We start from the raw sequence: 17,349 nt of genomic DNA on the forward strand, positions 1-17,349 counted from the left end.
GCCTAGCTGCCGTCGCGCAGCACGGTCAGGAACTGGTCCACAGCCTCTGGCGTGGCGGACCAATCGGTGACCAGACGGGCGATCAGTGGTTCGTCAGGATCGCCCGCGTGGGCATCACCGTCCCAGACATAATAATTGGCACCGGCATCCAGCAGACGTTTGTGATCGCGACGTGGATAACGGGCAAAGATCATGTTTGCATCAGGTTCGAACAAAAGCTCGGCCTGATTGTGCTGTCGCAGACCTGTCGCAAGTTGTGTGGTGCGGGCGTTGGCCTTGGCCGCCAGATCGAGCCACAGATCGTCTTTCAGATAGGCCGCCATTTGGGCAGAGAGGTAGCGGTGCTTGGAGAAAAGATGCCCGCCACGCTTGCGGCGCAGCTCGAACTCCCACGCTAGTTTTGGGTCGAAAATCACGCATGCCTCGACCCCCATCAGGCCGTTTTTGGTGCCGCCAAAACTGACAGCGTCCACGCCGGATTTCCACGTCATTTCGGCTGCGGTGCAACCCAGCGACACCAGCGCGTTGGTGAAACGCGCGCCGTCCATGTGGACAGGGCAATCGAATTCCTTGGCGACAGCCGTCAACGCGCGCAATTCTTCGAGACTGTGCACAGTGCCTTTTTCGGTGACTTGCGTGATCGATACCGGCCCACGCTGAGGGCCATGCACGCCGCGCGATTCTTCATTCGCGATAGCGGCGCGCAGGGCGTCGGGTGTCATTTTGGCATTGGTCGCAGGCACAAGCGTCAGCTTCGCGCCGCTGTAAAATTCGGGCGCGTTGCATTCATCCTCGTGGATGTGGGCCATGGGCGAGCAAAAGATCGTGTCCCACGGGTTCGCCATTGTGGCCAGCAGAATTGAATTTGCGGCTGTCCCCGTGGCGACCAGATACACGGCGGCGTCTGGAGCTTCGAACGCGGTGCGGATTTGGGCGGTCACATCGGCCATTGCCTGTTCCGCGCCATAGCCAGAGGTGTAGCCCGCGTTGGCGTCAACCAAGGCTTGCATGACAGACGGATGCGCGGGGCCTGCGTTATCGGATGCAAAAAACATATCAGGTTGGCTCCTCGATGATGTGGTCGTCCCAGTCGTCTTCGTCGACCTCGAATTCCGGCACGGTCATGCCTTTGACAGATACGCCCGCACGGTGCACCGATGCGGGATCACCGGACACAAGCGGATGCCAGTCGAACAATGGTCGCCCTTCGTATAGCAGACGGTAGCCGCAGGTTTGGGGCAGCCAATACAGGTTTTCTTTCAACGTCTTGGGCGTCAGCACGATACATTCGGGCACGAACTGGTGGCGGATGGGATACTGCGTGCACAGGCAGGTGGCATCGTCCAATAGACGACAGGCGACACGGGTCAGCGCGACCTCTCCGGTGTCTTCGTCTTCCAGCTTGTTCAGGCAGCATTTGCCGCAGCCGTCGCAGACGCTTTCCCACTCGGTGCGGGAAAAATCGGCCATCGGTTTTGTTTCCCAGAACCGGTCAGACATCGGCAAGGATATTGCGGGCGCGCAGGCAGTCGGCATCCATCTGGGTGATGAGCGCATCAAGGCCGTCAAATTTTAGCTCAGGGCGCAGGAATTCAATCAGGGCGATGGAGATTTCGGCCCCGTAAAGATCGCCGGAAAAGTCAAAGATGAATGTCTCGCAGTTCGGCACATTTTCCCCAAACATCGGACGCACACCAATGGAGGCGGCACCGTGATAATCGCCCGTATGAGGCCCGTCCCGCACGGTGGCTTTCACCGCGTAGACGCCGAATTTGGGCTGGTGCAGATCGGTGATCGACATGTTTGCCGTCGGATAACCCAGATCGCGGCCACGTTGATCGCCACGGATAACTGTGCCTTCGATCCGGTGCCAGTGGCCTAGCATATTTGCCGCCGCGCGAGGGTCACCATCGGTCAGCGCCTGCCGGATTGCGGTTGACGAAACTGCCGTTGTGCCGCTGGTCAAAAGCGGCGCGATGGTCACGCCAAAGCCCATTTCTTGCCCGAAGGTTTCAAGGTCTGCGGCGGTGCCAGCCCGATCCTGACCAAAGCAGAAATCGCTGCCGACGACGACGTGTTTCAGGCCCAGACGGTCAGCGATAATCGTCTGCGCAAAGTCACGCGGGGGCAAGGCGGCGAGGGCTGCATTGAACGGCACTTCATAAAGTCGCTCAACACCCAGCTTTTCCAGACGGTTTGCCTTGGCTGTGGCGTTCATCAGGCGGAAGGGCTTGGGATCGCGCGAGAAATAGCTGCGCGGGTGCGGCTCGAACGTCATGATACCCAGCGGCGCGCCAGCGGCATCAGCCGCGGTGCGCGTCAGGTCGATAACCGATTGATGGCCCAGATGCACACCATCGAAATTGCCGATGGCCGCAGCAGCGCCTCGGTCGGCAGGATCGATGAAAAGTGTGTCACGGATGATGCGCATGGGCGATGCCTAGCGCGGGCGCGTCAGCGGTGCAAGGTCAGTCGAATTTACGCGACGGGGCCAGCACAGTTGCGTCACCCACCAGCACCTTTTTGTCGTTCACCAGACAGCGCGTGTTCATGGTCACACGGCGTTTGGAATGGTCAATGTCGGTCACCTCAACCTCGGCCACCACCATGTCGCCAGGGCGCACGGGGGCCAGAAATTTCAGGCTTTGACCCAGATAAACGGTGCCATGACCGGGCAGCTGTTCGCCAATCACCGCAGACACCAGACCGGCGGTCAGCATGCCGTGGGCGATGCGCCCGCCAAAGATGGTGTCCTGTGCGTAATCCTCATCCAGATGAACGGGATTTTTATCTGTGGAGACTTCGGCAAACAGCTCGATATCGCGGTCGGTAATCACTTTACGCAACGACCGGACCATGCCGATTTCAATGTCTTCGATGCAGATCGTGCCGCGGGGTGCGTTATCAAGCATTGCTGCCTCCGTTCGGTAATTAAAAATCACATACTGGCGTCAGTTTGAAATTTTATTACTTCGCAAATGCAGCAATGGCAAGCCCTTTTTGCCTAGCGCAGATGCCCGATTGTATATGTCGGCGATATCATTTCCGTTTGTAAATAATCGCTTAACGCTTGCGGGTCCGGTGTCGTGTCGGTTTTTGTCTCGGCTGCGGCTAGTCCGCCGGAGATGAAGAGGGAATCAATATCCTCTTGCAAGGCGCCGGAAATATCGGTGCCGATCCCGTCACCAATTGCGATGATACGTGGGTCTGATGGCGATTTCCCTAACGCGGCGAGCCTGCGGCGGGCCAGATCGTAGATCGGCGGGTGTGGCTTGCCGAAATAGAGGCTCTCACCGCCCATTTCAGTATAAAGAGCGGCCAGCGCGCCCGCGCACCATTCCCGGACATCGCCGCGATCCACGATGATGTCGGGATTTGCGCACAGCAGCTTCAGACCTTTCTGCTTGGCATAGAGAAATTCGGGGCGGTTCACATCCACATCGGCCAGCGGATCAAACGGGCCACAGCAGACGATCCCTTCGGCCTCTTCCAAGGGGACCTTTTTGATTTCGACCGGATCGTCGATGATTTTCAAAGGCTTGAAGAAGTCGTCATCGCGCGGGCTTTCGCCCATGAACCAGATTTTCGACCCCACCACACCGCGGAACATCGCCGCGCGCGCACTGTCGCCGGAGGTGGCGATTGCATCCCAAGCATCATCAGGCACGCCAAGTCCAAGGATCTGGTCTGCGACGCTGTCCCACGGACGCGGGGAGTTGGTGACAAGGATTACAACACCGCCGCGCGTGCGGTAATCCTGCATTGCCTTTACGGCGGCGGGATGGGCGGTGATGCCGTTGTGCATACAGCCCCACAGGTCCACGAAGGCGGCGTCATAGTCAGAAGAGATATCTGCAAAAGTGTTGATGATCTGGGTCATATTCAGGGGGCCTGTTAACTTTGATTTGGGCGCGAAAAGTGGTGTGCACCGGGCGTACACTGACCGTGCACCGCGCGTGCACAAATGGAAAGGGGCGCCGGATGCGCCCCATTTCTTAACTCAATAGCGGAAGTTTGGTTCAGCCTGCTGGCCTTAGACCGTCAGGCTGGGGATGATCTGCTTTTTGCGGCTCATGATGCCGGGCAGGACCACCGTGTCGCCCGTGACCTGCGCGCCAAACGAACGCTCGACCACTGTCTTGACCAGATCGTTTGGCACCAGCAGCGTGGCCTCTTCTTTCAGGATGTCGATGACGAAGAGCAGCACCTGATCGACGCCGTCCTCTTTTGCCACGTCAACCATGGATGTCATCAGGCTGTCCTTGCGGTCCAGCACGATCGCGGGGGCCGTGGTTTCCAGCACGGAGACGCGGAAGGCGTTGCCATCAACGGTGTATTCCTTGCTGTCCATGCGCAGCAGTTCCGCATCCGAAAAGCGTGAGACGTCGGATTTGGCAGCGAACATCTCGGCGGCGTAATCGGTGATGTTGATGTCCAGTGCGGCGGCCAGCCCCTCGGCCAGTGTCTGGTCCTGCGCGGTTGTGGTGGGCGAGCGGAATTCCAGCGTGTCAGACAGGATGCACGACAGCATCAGGCCTTTGACAGCGTCAGGCATCTGGGTGGCGTGTTCGCCCATCAAGTCGTTCATGATGGTGGCCGTGCAAGCCAGCGGGCGGATCGTGATGTCAATCGGGCCGGATGTTTCCAGACCGCCGACCAGTTTGTGGTGGTCGATGATCGCCGTGATATGCGCGTTGTTGATATTGGCGGGCAATTCGGCGGGGTTGTTGGTGTCCACGACAACGCAGGGCTGGTCGTTGGCCACATCGCCGATGATTTCGGGCAGATCAAAGCCCCAGCGCTTTGCGACAAAGGCCGCTTCGGTGTTGGGCGTGCCCAGCAGCACGGCTTTGGCGTCAAGGCCAAGGTGGTTCATGTACCACGCCCAGATCAACGGAGAGCCGGTGGAATCAGTGTCGGGGGCCTTGTGGCCGAAAACGAGGGTTGTCATGGTATGCATGCCTTGGGGTTGGTCGTGGAATTTGGCCGCCTTATAGCAGGTGCGCAGCCCCTGTCACGGGGCCAAAAAAGAAGGGCCGATATGCAGCGATCACAAGGCGAATGGCGATGGCTGGCGACAGTGTGAAAGAGGCTGATCTTTACCCGCCCGTCAAAGCGTTCCTGCAACGGCAGGGCTACGAGGTGAAGGGCGAGGTGGGCGCGGCAGATATTGTGGCCATGCGCGGGAAAGAAGATCCCGTCGTGGTCGAGCTGAAGCTGGGGTTTTCGCTGGCGCTGTTCCATCAGGGGATCGCGCGGCTGGGCGTGACGGAGCTTGTCTATGTGGCGGTGCCGCACAAGCCCGGCAAGCCGTTCGCGCGGGCGCTCAAGGACAACGTGGCGCTGGCCCGTCGCGTGGGGCTGGGTGTGCTGACTGTGCGGCTGCGCGACGGTCACGTCGAGGCGCACGCCGATCCGGGGCCTTATGCGGCCCGCACGATCAAGAAGAAAAAGCAGCGCCTGCTCAAGGCGTTTGACAGGCTCAAGGGTGATCCCAATGCGGGCGGGGCGACGCGGCACGGGCTGGTGACTGGCTACCGGCAGGACGCGGTGGCATGTGCGCGGTTTCTGGCGGTGCACGGCCCGTCAAAAGGCGCCAAGGTCAAGGAGTGGGCCGAGGTGCCGGATGCCACACGCATTATGCGCGACGATCACTATGGCTGGTTCGAGAGGGTGGAAAAGGGTGTCTATGGCCTGACCGCGAAGGGGCGCAAAGGGCTGGCCGATTACGGCGATACCGACGTTTGACCAAACGGAGCGGCTGCGCCGCACGCGATTTTTTTGGTCAAAGGCGCACCCAGTGTCCGCCGTAGGACCAATATGCAAGCTGATCGCAAGCACCAGACATGCAAAAAGGCCCGCCTGCGGTCAGGGGGCCTTGTGCATTGATCCAAGAAAGCAGCGCCTTAGGCGGTTGCTTTGTCGATCTCTTTTTTGACTTTCAACGCGCCTGTGGACAGCTCCGCCTCTTTTGCGCGGGCCATGAATGCGTCAAGGCCACCACGGTGATCGACCGTGCGCAGGGCTGCGTTGGAAACGCGGAACTTGAATGTGCGGCCAAGCGTGTCAGAGCGCAGGGATACGTCCTGCAGGTTTGGCAAGAACCGGCGGCGGGTGCGGTTCTTGGCGTGGCTGACATTGTTGCCAGACATCGGGCCTTTACCGGTAAGTTCGCAACGACGCGACATAAGCGTATTCCTTGTCTAAGTGGGTGTCACGCGCAGGAGGTGCGGGTCACCTTTTGTCAAACGGTTGAGCCCCCACGCGGGAGGCCCTGAATTCAGATGTCGGGATGTAGGAGGATTCCGCTGGGGCGTCAACCCGCTTGTGACGGGCAGATGCGCAAAATGCACAGGCCGCCTGTAGTGTGACGAAAGGTCAGCTGTCCAGCGTTGCAATGACGCTTGCAGCAGCGGCGGCGGGGGAGGTGGCCCCATCAGTCACAGCCTGTTCGAGTTGGGCCAGTTTGGCGCGCAGGCTGGCGTCTTCTGCCAGGCGGGCCAGCAGTTGCAGGCGCACCTCTTCGTGGAACCAGTAGCGGGCTTGCGCGGCCCGGGTTGTGGCCCAGATGTGGTTGTCCCGTCGCCAGTCTGAAAGTGTCTGCATCGCCTCCCATGCGCCTGTAAGTCCGTTGTTTTCAAGCGCAGATACGGTCAGTGCCTTTGGGAAACCATCGGGATCCTGCGCGCGCTTGCGCATCAGACGCAAGGCACCGGCGTAGTCGGCGCAGGTCCGGCTGGCCTGTGCCTTGAGGTCTCCATCCGCCTTGTTGACCAGCACCAGATCGGCGATTTCCATGATGCCGCGTTTGACGCCCTGTAGTTCGTCGCCGCCCGCCGGAGCCAGCAGCAGCACAAACAGATCGGCCATCTGCGCCACCATGGTTTCGGATTGGCCAACCCCCACGGTTTCGATCAGGACGATGTCAAAGCCTGCCGCTTCGCACAGCGCCACCGCGTCGCGGGTGCGGCGGGCCACACCGCCAAGCTGCGTTTGCGATGGTGAGGGGCGGATGAAAGCCAGCGGGTCGCGCGACAGCTGCTCCATGCGGGTTTTGTCGCCAAGGATGGAGCCGCCCGAACGCGCCGACGATGGATCAACCGCCAGCACCGCCACACGTTTGCCCATGCCCGTCAGCATAAGTCCGAAGCTTTCGATGAAAGTGGATTTGCCCACGCCCGGCGTGCCGGACAGACCGATGCGCAGCGCTTGTTGTGTGGTGCCCAGCGTATCGAGAAGGGTCAGCGCATCGGCGCGGTGGTCGCCGCGTCCGCTTTCGACAAGCGTAATGGCGCGGGCCAGTGCACGGCGGTTGCCTGCGGCGATATCGGTGGCAAGCTTGGCGAGATCGGTGGTCATAAAGGTCTGATAGCCAACGCGCAGGCGCTTGTCGAACACTTGCAGCGGGCCAATGGGTCGCGGACTGGCAAAGTGGCCAAACATGCGAAATTCTTGCGCGAACACGGAAATCGGCGTTTAATCTATGACATAAGCGGAGACGTGGCCGTTTTGGGCCAACACATCTGCGCTGGACGCCTTGCATGGCGGCGGTCTGTATTTCTCCGTCGTTGCCGTTTTGAAGGGGAGAACATTTGATGAAAACACCCATCCACCTTTGGATTGTCGGGGTGCTGTCGCTGCTCTGGAACGCGGGCGGAGCCTTTGACTATGTCATGACCCGGTCCGGCAGTGCGGAGTATCTTGCACAGATGCCAGACGAGCGCCTCGCCATGTTACAGAATGCGCCGCTTTGGTTTGATGTCTCGTGGCCTGTGGGTGTTTGGTTCTCGGTCATCGGGTCGCTGCTTTTGCTGTTGCGATCGCGCTTTGCGGTTGCAGCGTTCCGCCTGTCGCTGATCGGGCTGGCCGCATCGATGGTCTATACATATGGCATTGCCGATCCATCCGCGTTGACCATGGGTGGACCGTTTGAGGCCACCTTCACGGCTGCCATCATCGGCGTTTTGTTGCTGTTGATTGTCTATGCCCGCGTGATGCGAAACCGCGGTGTGCTGCGCTAACCCCCAATTTTTTTCAAACAAGAGGATTTTGAATGCCAAATCTAGTAAAGTTGTCCTGCGCTGTTGTTGCGTCTGTCGGAGTATCGGCCTGTGGCGGATCATCGTCGGGGCCGGACATTCCGCAATTAATGCTGGCCCCCGAAGCGCTGCAATCGGGCGATGTGGTTTTATCAAACGGCGGTGACGGCACGATGCCCGTGATCAACGGCCAGCCTGTTGATCTGACGCAGGGCGTCACATTTGGGGTCACAGATCCAATCGCTTTTGGTCAGCCGCTCGACAAATCGTTTGAGTATCTGGTTGGCACGGCAGGCTCTTTGGTGGGGTCCGTTTTTGTGCAGCAGACAAACACCATTGTTGCCGCAGACGGGCTGAGCCTGTCGCGCGGGCAGGACACGACTGTTCAGATTGCGGGTGACGCGCAATTAAGTGGTCCGTATCGCGGCTTTATCCGTGATGCCAATGCACCGCTGCGTTCGGGGGGATTTGATAACGCAGCGCAGGTCAGTGGCAATACGCAGGTGACCGTCAATCTGGGCGAGGGCACCTTTGCGGGCAGCATCACAGATCGCCGGACAAACGGCTTTGTGCCCTTCCTGCCCACGAAACAGGGTGCTGACCTGGATGATCTGACGATCACAAGCGGCATGTTAGATGCCAACGGTGTCTTTACGGGTCAGGCAATCGGCGGCAATGGCAATTTCGAAGGTGCAACCGTGACGGCCTTTCCTGCCACGATCAATGCGATGATTGACCGCGAATCCGCCACCGGTGCGGCCAGTGACCTTGTGGCCGTCGGCACAGTTGAACAGCGCCAGACAATCAGATTGGCCCCGACAACCGGCCCCGCGCAGGAGTTTACCACACGCGAAACTGGCGTCTTTGTGATCGACTAAAAAGCAAAACGGGCGTGCGGCCAGCCGTTAGCGGCAGTTGCGCCGCGCATCGTTGGCAAAAGCGGTGTAGCGGCGCCAGAAGGCCGATGTGCTGGGGATACCGCGCTGGCGGATATCCTGCGCCTCTTGCGGATCTTCAAAGAAGCCTGCGGCAAGGGTCTGATCGGACGATGACAACGTCCGGTCGGCGGCGCGTTGCACGCAAGAACATAGCTGTGGTGTGGCCGCCCGACGATCTGCATCCAGACACGCCTGCGAAATTTGGCCCGATCCGCCGGAACATGCGGCCAGAGCGGTAAACGATAGGGCGATAAAAATGCGCTGCATAGCGTGCCTCTTGCTTGTCACTTGGGGCCCGAAATTGCGGGCGGCGACTTGATCTTGTTTGGCCGTCAATATGCCGAAGGGCGGGCGGTGATGCAATTCAACTTTCGCGTCAGTGGCCCTATGCGGGGATTGTCGCTTGGCGTGGTCCTAGTCGCCGTCAAACGCGCAAAGGGCGTGCACGTCCATGCCCAGCGCTTCCAGCTTTTTGCGCCCGCCCAGATCGGGCAGGTCGATGACAAAGGCGCAGCCCACAACCTCGGCGCCCATACGCTCAACCAGTTTGATGCCTGCCTCGGCGGTGCCGCCCGTGGCCAGCAGATCATCGACCAGCAGCACTTTCTCACCCGGTTGCAGCGCGTCGTCATGCACTTCCATGACAGCCTCGCCGTATTCCAGCGTGTAGGCCTGTTCGATGGTCTTGCCGGGCAGTTTGCCCTTCTTGCGGATCGGGACAAAGCCGCGTGACAACTGGTGCGCGATCGCCCCGCCAAGGATGAATCCGCGTGCTTCCAACCCGACGATGGTGTCAATCTGCGTGCCAACATACGGGTGAAGCAGTTGATCAATCGCCAGACGAAACCCGCGCGGGTCGCTGAAAAGCGTGGTCACATCACGGAACATAATGCCTTCATGCGGAAAATGGGGGATCGTGCGGATGTAGTCGGAGACGGTTTTCATAAGCTGGCGATCCTTTGTGAACGTCGGATAATCTGGCGCGCTTTCATCATGAACCATAGAGCCTGCGCAAGACCATCCGGTCCTGTGCGCCCAGTTTCATCACCGTATTACTGTCCTCGGCAAAGACAGACCGGTTATTGTACCATGGGTTCTTGATATCGGTCAGAGGGCCAAGCGACTGGGTCATTTCCTCAAGCAGGATGGGGAACACCTCGTCGTTTTCGATGGTTGCGCCCATGACAATCAGCGCGTCGTCGATATAGTTGTCGCCGCCCCACCAGACGTGCACATGCGCTGCCCCGATGCGGGTCCCGTTGACCTGCGCGCGCGGCAGGCCCGTCATTCGGTCACCTGCCTGCCAGTTGCGCGGATAGATCACGACGTCGGCCGCAGTCAGCTTGTTGGTGCGCACGACTTGCAGATCAGCGCCCGCATCATTGATCGCCACGATGGCCTGATCCAGCGCATCCGGTAAACGCTCCGCCAAACGGCGCGGATAATCTTCGGGAAACGGCGCGATCGCAAAGCTGAGACTGGCAGCGTCCTCGGGGGCCCAGCGGATAATATCAAAGTCACACCGCCCGCCTGGTGCGGCACCGCAGGCCACAAGCCGGTAGAAATCATTGTCCGATAACTGACCATCCGTGCGCACGTAGTCCTGCGCGCATGCGGGCAGGGCACAGGCCATCATCAGGGCAAGACTGGCGCGCCACATCTAAAGGACGCGCCCCGCCACAGCGTCAAGCTTGGCCAGCAGCGCCGGATCGCGTTTGGAAGGGGCTGTCATAATGGCGTTGTCCAGTGCCGTTTGGCATCCCGCCCCACACACTGTGGCGAGACCGCCTGTCAGGGCGGGCAAGCGGCGGATCATATCGGCGGCTTTGGTGCCGTTGCCTTGCAGGGTTGCAATGACCTCTGCCACATCCACAGCGCCATGATCGGGGTGCCAGCTGTCATAATCCGTGACCATCGCGACAGAGGCATAGCAAAGCTCTGCCTCGCGGGCGAGCTTGGCCTCGGGCATGTTGGTCATGCCAATCACATCGCAGCCCCATGATTTATACATCACGCTTTCCGCGCGCGACGAAAATTGCGGGCCTTCCATCGCCAGATAGGTGCCGCCCGCATGAACGGTGATCCCCGCGTCGCGCGCGGCCGTGTGACAGGCATCGGACAAATGCGGGCAGGTCGGATGCGCCACGCTCACGTGGGCCACGCAGCCCGCGCTGAAAAACGATTTGGCACGTGCGAAAGTGCGGTCGATAAACTGGTCCACGATTACAAAATCACCCGGTGCCATCTCCTCGCGGAATGATCCGCAGGCGGACACGCTGACGACATGGGTTACGCCAAGCCGTTTGAGGGCATCAATATTTGCGCGGTAGGGCACGTCGGTCGGGCTGTGCACGTGGCCGCGCCCGTGGCGGGGCAGGAACACCATATCAACACCGTCCAGCCGCCCCGTCAGCATCGCATCCGACGGCGTGCCCCACGGGCTGTCGACCGCGACCCATGTGGCATCTTCCAGCCCGTCCATGTCATAGATCCCCGATCCGCCAATGATGCCGATTTTGGTCACGTCATGCCTCTTTTGTCGCGCTGCCCCAGCCAGACAATCAGAGCGTGCAGCCTGTGACAAGTGCGCAAAGCCCGCAGCGGCAATCGGTTGCAGGCGCGGCTGCGGGGGTGACATTGCCGCTATGGTCGTTTAGGCGGCTGGCAAAACCGCTTTCCAACCACAGGTATTCCGATGGCCCGCGCCCTTCTGGCAAGATTTGCCGACAACCTTTCCATGAGCGACCCCGAAACCCCGATGAACGCCGGACGCGTGCGGATCGAACTGTTGTCGGGTCTGACCGTCGCACTGGCGCTTGTGCCAGAGGCCGTGGCCTTTGCCTTTGTCGCAGGGGTGGAGCCGCTGGTAGGGCTCTACGCCGCCTTTATCGTCGGCCTGATCACAGCGCTGATCGGCGGGCGTCCGGGCATGATCTCGGGCGCGACGGGTGCGCTGGCCGTGGTGATGGTGTCGCTGGTGGCTGTGCACGGTGTCGAATATCTGTTTGCGACCGTGATCCTGATGGGTCTGATCCAGCTGGTCGTGGGCTTTATGCATTGGGGCAAGTTCATTCGTCTTGTGCCACATCCTGTGATGCTAGGCTTTGTGAACGGTCTGGCGATTGTGATTTTCTTGGCCCAGTTGGGTCAGTTTCAGGTGCCGGGCACGGCGCATGGCGGCGGTGGTCACGGCATGGCCAACGGAGAATGGCTGTCGGGTCTGCCGCTCTATCTGATGCTGGCGCTGACCGCGCTGACAATGGCGATTATCTGGGTCTGGCCCAAGGTGACAAACCTGATCCCTGCACCCCTTGCAGGTATCGGAATTGTCGCGCTGATCGTGATTGTGCTGGGCCTTGATGTGCCTTTGGTGGGCGATCTTGCCAGCATCGAAGGCGGACTGCCTGTTCTGCATATCCCCGCAGTCCCGCTCACGTGGGAAACCTTCATGATTATTCTGCCCTATGCGGTTATCCTTGCCGCCATCGGCCTGATCGAAAGCCTGCTGACGCTCAACCTTGTGGGCGAGATTGTGAACAAGCGTGGCGGCGCCAGTCAGGAATGTCTGGCACAGGGTGTGGCCAATACAGTGACGGGTTTCTTTGGCGGCATGGGCGGCTGTGCCATGATCGGCCAGTCGATGATTAACGTCAAATCCGGCGGTCGCACGCGGCTGGCGGGCCTTGCCGCGGCCTTGTTCTTGCTGGCGTTCATCCTGTTCGCATCGGGCCTGATCGAACAGATCCCGTTGGCTGCACTGGTGGGCGTGATGTTCATGGTCGTGATCGGCACGTTTGCGTGGAACTCGCTGACCATCCTGCGCAAGGTGCCCAAGATGGACGCGTTTGTGACCATCCTTGTCACCGTGGTGACCGTGGCCACTGATCTTGCCACCGCCGTTGTGGTCGGCGTGATCGTGTCCGCGCTGGCCTATGCGTGGAACAACGCGACCCGCATTCACGCCGTCACCTACGAGACACCCGAAAAGGCCAAGGTCTATCAGGTGCAAGGCCCCCTATTTTTCGGCTCCTCGGATGGATTTTCAGAGCTGTTCAAGGCCGAAACTGACCCCGCATTGGTCATCGTGGATTTTGAAAACAGCCGCGTGGTTGACCAATCCGCGTTACAGGCGATCGAGGCGGTGGCCGGAAAGTATCAGGCGCTGGGCAAGCAAATCCAGTTGCGCCATTTGAGCCGCGACTGCCACCGACTGCTGTCCAAAGCGGGGCACCTTGTGGTCGATAGCGATGATGATCCCGATTACGAAGTGGCCGTGGATTACGGCGTGCGCACAGGTATTCTGGGCGACCACTAAACCGCCCACCGCGATAAATTCGAAAGCCCCGCAGGTCATGCTTGCGGGGCTTTTGCTTTTGCGCCTCTGCCGCCTAGTTTATGGGCATGAGTGACAAACCCAGCAAAGCGCAGGCGATGGCCGTGCCATCAAGCCGCATCGGCCGCGTCAGTCGCCTTGGCGCGATGACGGCAGGCGTGGCGGGCAATATGGCGCTCAACGGTCTGGCGCAGGTCGGGCGCGGGCAACGGCCAAAGATGCGTGATCTGCTGCTGACACCACGCAACATGACCCGCGTGGCCGACCAGCTTGCGCAGATGCGCGGTGCTGCGATGAAGATCGGGCAGCTTGTGTCGATGGACAGCGGTGATGTGCTGCCACCGGAACTGGCGCAGATCATGGCGCGCTTGCGCGACGATGCGCATTTCATGCCGCCCGCCCAGCTGAAACAGGTGCTGGCCGCGCAGTGGCCGGACCGCTGGCTGGCGTCGTTTGCCAAGTTTGACGTGCGCCCCATCGCTGCCGCTTCAATCGGGCAGGTGCACCGCGCGCTGCTCAAGGACGGGCGGGATCTGGCGGTCAAGGTGCAGTACCCCGGCGTGGCCCGCAGTATCGACAGTGACGTGGCCAACGTCGGCGCGCTGATGCGCATGTCCGGCTTGCTGCCCAAGGGGATCGACATCGGCCCCTATCTGGAGGAAGCGGCCAAACAACTGCACGAGGAAACAGACTACGCCCGCGAGGGGGCGTGGCTCACGCGCTTTGGTGAACTGCTGGCAGAGGACCCGCGATTTGTGGTGCCCGCGATGCACGCAGACTGGAGCACGGACAGTATTCTGGCGATGGACTACGTTGCGGGTGAGCCGATTGAGGCGATGGTCAGCGCGCCGCAGGACGTGCGTAACGCGGTCGCCGAAAAGCTGATTGATCTGACCTTGCAAGAGCTGTTCACGCTGGGCGCGATGCAGACCGACCCGAACTTCGCCAACTATTTGTATCAGGCGGACACAGGCCGGATTGTGTTGCTGGACTTTGGTGCTGCCCGCCAGATTGATCCTGTGGTCACCGACCAGTATCGCCGTTTGATGCTGGCAGGGCTGGATCGTGATTTGCCTGCACTGGGCGAGATTGCGCAAGATATCGGCTTTGTCGCCAGTGACACCGCACAGCGGCATCGTGACCAGATCATCGCGATGATGGGAATGGTGTTTGACCACTTGCAGGCCGGTGATCGGGTCGATTTCTCTGACACGTCCCTGTCGCGCCACATGCAGGCCAAGGGCATGGCATTGGCCGAGGACGGTTTTGTCCCGCCACTTGTGCCGGTTGATGTTTTGCTACTTCAGCGCAAATTTGGTGGCGTGTTCTTGCTGGCAGCACGGCTTGGCGCGCAGGTTGATGTGGTGCGCTTGCTGGCGCGCTACTTGGGCCGCTGAAGCTGGAAGACATCCCTGACGGTCGTATAATCCATGTAGCCCATCCGCGCGAGCGGCTGATACTTGGTCACATCAAACGCGCCATCGACCACGCAGGCATCGGCCAGATGCACGCCGACAACTTCGCCCATGACCATGATATTGGTGTCGCCGATCAGGTCGATGATCTGGGTGACGCGACATTCCAGAACAGCGGGCGCGTCTGATACATAAGCGCAGTCGATCCCTTGCGCCTCTGACTTTGCCAGATTGGCCAGCGCAAATTCGTCGGTTTCGCGTGCTGCATTGGCCGCACTGGCGTTCATCGCATCACGCAGGGCGTGGCTGACGATATTGACGCAAAACACGCCCGTATCGCGCGCGTTGCCAACAGTGTCTTTGGTGTTGTCACGGTCCGGCTTTTGCCCGTTGGAGGCAAACATCACCTGCGGCGGGTCGGAGGCGATGGCATTGAAGAACGAATAAGGCGCCAGATTATCGCGGCCCTGCGCGTCGCGGGTCGACACCCACGCGATAGGGCGGGGCGATATAATCGCTTTGAACGGGTCATGGGGCAGGCCGTGGCCGTCTTTTGGGTGGTAGAACATGCACTTCCCCTTTTCGTCCAGTTGCCTTGGGGGTAGCGTGTGATCCAGCGCAAGGCCAGACAGAAATCATGCACCAACATATCAAGATCGCTCTGGCCCCTGAAACTGCCGCCGACTGGTGGGAGGTCGAGGCGCTTTATGACACCTGCTTTGCGCCGGGCCGGACGGCGTTGTCGTCGTATCGTCTGCGTGACGCATGTCCGCCGATTGCCGGTCTGTGCTTTACCGCCCGCGACCCCGACGGGGTGCTGGCAGGCGTTGTGCGCAACTGGCCTGTTATGGTGGGCGGCCAGGTGGCCGTTTTGCTGGGGCCGATTGCGGTGCACCCGACGCGTCAGGGCGAAGGCATTGCGGCGCTTTTGATGGTGCAGGCGATTGAGGCCGCGCGTTTGGCAAACTGGGACAGGATCATGCTGGTTGGCGACCTGCCGTTTTACGCCCGCTTTGATTTTCAACGGCTTGACGGCGTGGTCATGCCGCCGCCGACAAACCCCGACCGCGTGCTGGGTTTGGCCCTGCGCGATGGCGCTTGGGACGGTGTCACAGGCGATGTCACACCCGCCACAACGGACTGACAGTTTGCAATTCGTGCATTCGGCCCCCATTTTGAAAGTATGGATATGGACGAAAAGAACCTTAAACTGGTGAATCCCGATCATGCACCAGCCCCTTTGACCGATGACGCCAAGGCGCAGATCGCGGCGCTGGCTGCGCGTCAACGCAAGGCCAATGGCGTGTTGATGAGTGCGATCAACTTCGTGGGCGGTCAGGTTGAGGACGGGATGAAGATGCTGCCGAAAGGTGTGCGATCCCAGATTGACGGCGCGGCCCGTGCAGCGCTGACGTATAGCTATTCAGCGGCAGAGCGGTCCCGCAGCGGTGCCTTCTCAAAGGTGGCCGGATCGGACCGGATGCACCGCGTTCTGGGGGCAATCTCTGGCGCGATTGGGGGCGTGGGCGGATTGCCGACCGCCCTTGCCGAATTGCCGGTCGCGACCACCGTGATCTTCCGCGCCGTGCAGGGCGTCGCCGCTGAATACGGTGAAGATCCGCTAAGCGAGGACACGCGCAAGGAATGTCTGGCGGTGTTTGGCGCAGGCGGACCGGGCAGCGATGATGACGGGGTCGACACATCCTTTGTCGGTGCACGGCTAAGCCTGTCAGGGGCCGCGTTGCACAAGCTGATCGCCAAGATCGCGCCGAAATTTGCGGCAGTCCTGTCGCAAAAGCTCGCCACGCAAGCGGTGCCGATCCTTGGTGCGGCAGCGGGGGCTGGCACCAACTTTGCCTTTGTGGACTATTACGTCAGCATGGCGCATGTGCATTTTGGCTTGCGCAAGATCGCCCGTGACCATGGGGACGAGGCCGTGCTGGACGAATTCCACCGCGTCTTGGCGGCGGCCAAATTACCGGTGAACCGCGCTTAGTAGTCCTGCGTGCCTTTGCCCGCGATGATCTTGTCACGATATTTGGCGATCCGCGTAATGCGGGTTTCAGCTTTCTTCGCCTGACCGATGACAATGGCATAGCTGCGCTGCCGCCCGCGTGTCAGGGCCGCAAATGCCGCTGCCAGTTCATCGTCTGCATCCAGCGCATCAACCAGCTCTTGCGGTAAGTCGAACTGCGCCTGTGTCTTGGCGGGTTTGCGATTTGCGGCGGCGTTGGCTTTGGCCTGCGCCAGAAAGTCGTCAATCCGGGACGCCATCGCGGCCAGATCAGCGAGCGAGGCAAACCGCAGATGATCGGCGGTTTGCGTATGCGGGCCGGACTTCTGCAAGACGCCCGCGGGATCGTCCAGCAGGCCCGCGTGAAAGAAACTCAGGCTGAAATGCGCCTGTGACGCGCCGATCATTGCGATGTTGCGCTTGCCTTGCATGTAGACCGGAAAGCCCCATTTGGCTGTCTCGTGCAGGCCAGCACCCAGACAGATGTCGCGCAAGGCTGCGACCCCTTCGGCCCAGATGCGTGACGCGCAATCAGGTGTGTCAAACCGCGCGCACCGCCCGCAGCCTTTGTCAAAGAAAACCTGCGGGTCGGTGGTCATGTCGGGCATGG

21 protein-coding genes are annotated in these 17,349 nt (G+C 60.4%); 7 read left to right on the forward strand and 14 right to left on the reverse strand.

Annotation, left to right across the window (positions count from 1 at the left end):
• Positions 1-2: 2 nt before the first annotated feature.
• The 6 genes from V8J84_RS10440 to V8J84_RS10465 form a co-directional block, all read right to left on the reverse strand.
• The gene (locus V8J84_RS10440; protein ID WP_339930812.1) at positions 3-1,055 is read right to left on the reverse strand and encodes a threonine aldolase family protein; all 1,053 of its coding nucleotides are present in this window, start codon (positions 1,053-1,055) and stop codon (positions 3-5) included.
• A gap of 1 nt (position 1,056) precedes the next feature.
• The gene (locus tag V8J84_RS10445) at positions 1,057-1,470 is read right to left on the reverse strand and encodes a YcgN family cysteine cluster protein (RefSeq protein ID WP_339930814.1); all 414 of its coding nucleotides are present in this window, start codon (positions 1,468-1,470) and stop codon (positions 1,057-1,059) included.
• Between the two features lie 22 nt (positions 1,471-1,492).
• A complete protein-coding gene (locus tag V8J84_RS10450) occupies positions 1,493-2,431 on the reverse strand; it encodes a bifunctional riboflavin kinase/FAD synthetase (RefSeq protein ID WP_339930816.1) in 939 nt (312 codons plus the stop codon).
• Between the two features lie 37 nt (positions 2,432-2,468).
• Positions 2,469-2,912 (reverse strand): MaoC family dehydratase, encoded by a 444-nt coding sequence (locus V8J84_RS10455; protein ID WP_339930818.1) that lies wholly within the window; start codon positions 2,910-2,912, stop codon positions 2,469-2,471.
• Between the two features lie 92 nt (positions 2,913-3,004).
• Positions 3,005-3,880, reverse strand: a complete 876-nt coding sequence (locus V8J84_RS10460) for a TIGR01459 family HAD-type hydrolase (protein ID WP_339930820.1) — start codon at positions 3,878-3,880, stop codon at positions 3,005-3,007.
• A gap of 153 nt (positions 3,881-4,033) precedes the next feature.
• Entirely contained in the window at positions 4,034-4,951 is a 918-nt protein-coding gene (locus tag V8J84_RS10465; RefSeq protein WP_339930822.1) for a manganese-dependent inorganic pyrophosphatase, read from the reverse strand.
• 116 nt (positions 4,952-5,067) lie between these two features.
• On the opposite strand from V8J84_RS10465, the gene V8J84_RS10470 reads away from it, so the two are divergent.
• Positions 5,068-5,748, forward strand: coding sequence for a DUF2161 domain-containing phosphodiesterase (locus V8J84_RS10470; RefSeq protein WP_339930824.1), 681 nt, complete (start codon positions 5,068-5,070; stop codon positions 5,746-5,748).
• Positions 5,749-5,906: 158 nt separating this feature from the next.
• Here V8J84_RS10470 and rpmB read toward each other — a convergent pair whose 3' ends face one another.
• Together rpmB and meaB are read right to left on the reverse strand one after the other, a co-directional pair.
• Positions 5,907-6,188 carry a 50S ribosomal protein L28 gene (gene rpmB, locus V8J84_RS10475; protein ID WP_339930826.1) on the reverse strand — a complete coding sequence of 94 codons (282 nt, stop codon included), beginning with the start codon at positions 6,186-6,188 and terminating at the stop codon, positions 5,907-5,909.
• Positions 6,189-6,378: 190 nt separating this feature from the next.
• Entirely contained in the window at positions 6,379-7,359 is a 981-nt protein-coding gene (gene meaB / locus V8J84_RS10480; protein ID WP_339932040.1) for a methylmalonyl Co-A mutase-associated GTPase MeaB, read from the reverse strand.
• 236 nt (positions 7,360-7,595) lie between these two features.
• Here meaB and V8J84_RS10485 point away from each other — a divergent pair, with 236 nt between their 5' ends.
• Together V8J84_RS10485 and V8J84_RS10490 are read left to right on the forward strand one after the other, a co-directional pair.
• A complete protein-coding gene (locus tag V8J84_RS10485) occupies positions 7,596-8,021 on the forward strand; it encodes a hypothetical protein (RefSeq protein WP_339930828.1) in 426 nt (141 codons plus the stop codon).
• Between the two features lie 32 nt (positions 8,022-8,053).
• Positions 8,054-8,917, forward strand: a complete 864-nt coding sequence (locus V8J84_RS10490; protein WP_339930831.1) for a hypothetical protein — start codon at positions 8,054-8,056, stop codon at positions 8,915-8,917.
• Between the two features lie 27 nt (positions 8,918-8,944).
• Here the strand turns inward: V8J84_RS10490 and V8J84_RS10495 are convergent, their stop codons facing one another.
• The 4 genes from V8J84_RS10495 to V8J84_RS10510 form a co-directional block, all read right to left on the reverse strand.
• Positions 8,945-9,244 carry an arginine transporter gene (locus V8J84_RS10495; protein WP_339930833.1) on the reverse strand — a complete coding sequence of 100 codons (300 nt, stop codon included), beginning with the start codon at positions 9,242-9,244 and terminating at the stop codon, positions 8,945-8,947.
• A 147-nt stretch (positions 9,245-9,391) separates the two neighbouring features.
• Positions 9,392-9,922, reverse strand: a complete 531-nt coding sequence (locus V8J84_RS10500; protein WP_339930835.1) for an adenine phosphoribosyltransferase — start codon at positions 9,920-9,922, stop codon at positions 9,392-9,394.
• A 46-nt stretch (positions 9,923-9,968) separates the two neighbouring features.
• The gene (locus tag V8J84_RS10505; RefSeq protein WP_339930837.1) at positions 9,969-10,637 is read right to left on the reverse strand and encodes a hypothetical protein; all 669 of its coding nucleotides are present in this window, start codon (positions 10,635-10,637) and stop codon (positions 9,969-9,971) included.
• Entirely contained in the window at positions 10,638-11,615 is a 978-nt protein-coding gene (locus tag V8J84_RS10510; RefSeq protein WP_339930839.1) for an S-methyl-5'-thioadenosine phosphorylase, read from the reverse strand. It abuts the gene before it with no gap.
• Positions 11,616-11,672: 57 nt separating this feature from the next.
• On the opposite strand from V8J84_RS10510, the gene V8J84_RS10515 reads away from it, so the two are divergent.
• Entirely contained in the window at positions 11,673-13,292 is a 1,620-nt protein-coding gene (locus V8J84_RS10515) for a SulP family inorganic anion transporter (protein WP_339930841.1), read from the forward strand.
• An 86-nt stretch (positions 13,293-13,378) separates the two neighbouring features.
• Positions 13,379-14,707, forward strand: coding sequence for an ABC1 kinase family protein (locus tag V8J84_RS10520; RefSeq protein ID WP_339930843.1), 1,329 nt, complete (start codon positions 13,379-13,381; stop codon positions 14,705-14,707).
• On the opposite strand, the gene V8J84_RS10525 is transcribed toward V8J84_RS10520, so the two are convergent.
• A complete protein-coding gene (locus V8J84_RS10525; protein ID WP_339930845.1) occupies positions 14,692-15,294 on the reverse strand; it encodes a flavin reductase family protein in 603 nt (200 codons plus the stop codon). The genes V8J84_RS10520 and V8J84_RS10525 overlap by 16 nt on opposite strands.
• Positions 15,295-15,362: 68 nt before the next feature.
• Here V8J84_RS10525 and V8J84_RS10530 point away from each other — a divergent pair, with 68 nt between their 5' ends.
• Together V8J84_RS10530 and V8J84_RS10535 are read left to right on the forward strand one after the other, a co-directional pair.
• Positions 15,363-15,869 (forward strand): GNAT family N-acetyltransferase, encoded by a 507-nt coding sequence (locus V8J84_RS10530; protein ID WP_339930847.1) that lies wholly within the window; start codon positions 15,363-15,365, stop codon positions 15,867-15,869.
• Between the two features lie 39 nt (positions 15,870-15,908).
• Positions 15,909-16,721: an EcsC family protein gene (locus V8J84_RS10535; protein ID WP_339930849.1), complete on the forward strand. Its 813-nt coding sequence runs from the start codon at positions 15,909-15,911 to the stop codon at positions 16,719-16,721.
• Here V8J84_RS10535 and V8J84_RS10540 read toward each other — a convergent pair.
• On the reverse strand, positions 16,718-17,347 hold the full coding sequence (locus tag V8J84_RS10540; RefSeq protein WP_339930851.1) for a YdeI/OmpD-associated family protein: 630 nt from the start codon (positions 17,345-17,347) through the stop codon (positions 16,718-16,720). The two genes, V8J84_RS10535 and V8J84_RS10540, sit on opposite strands and share 4 nt — an antisense overlap.
• Positions 17,348-17,349 lie beyond the last annotated feature (2 nt).

Source organism: Yoonia sp. 208BN28-4 (genome assembly GCF_037543925.1).
GTDB lineage: Bacteria > Pseudomonadota > Alphaproteobacteria > Rhodobacterales > Rhodobacteraceae > Yoonia.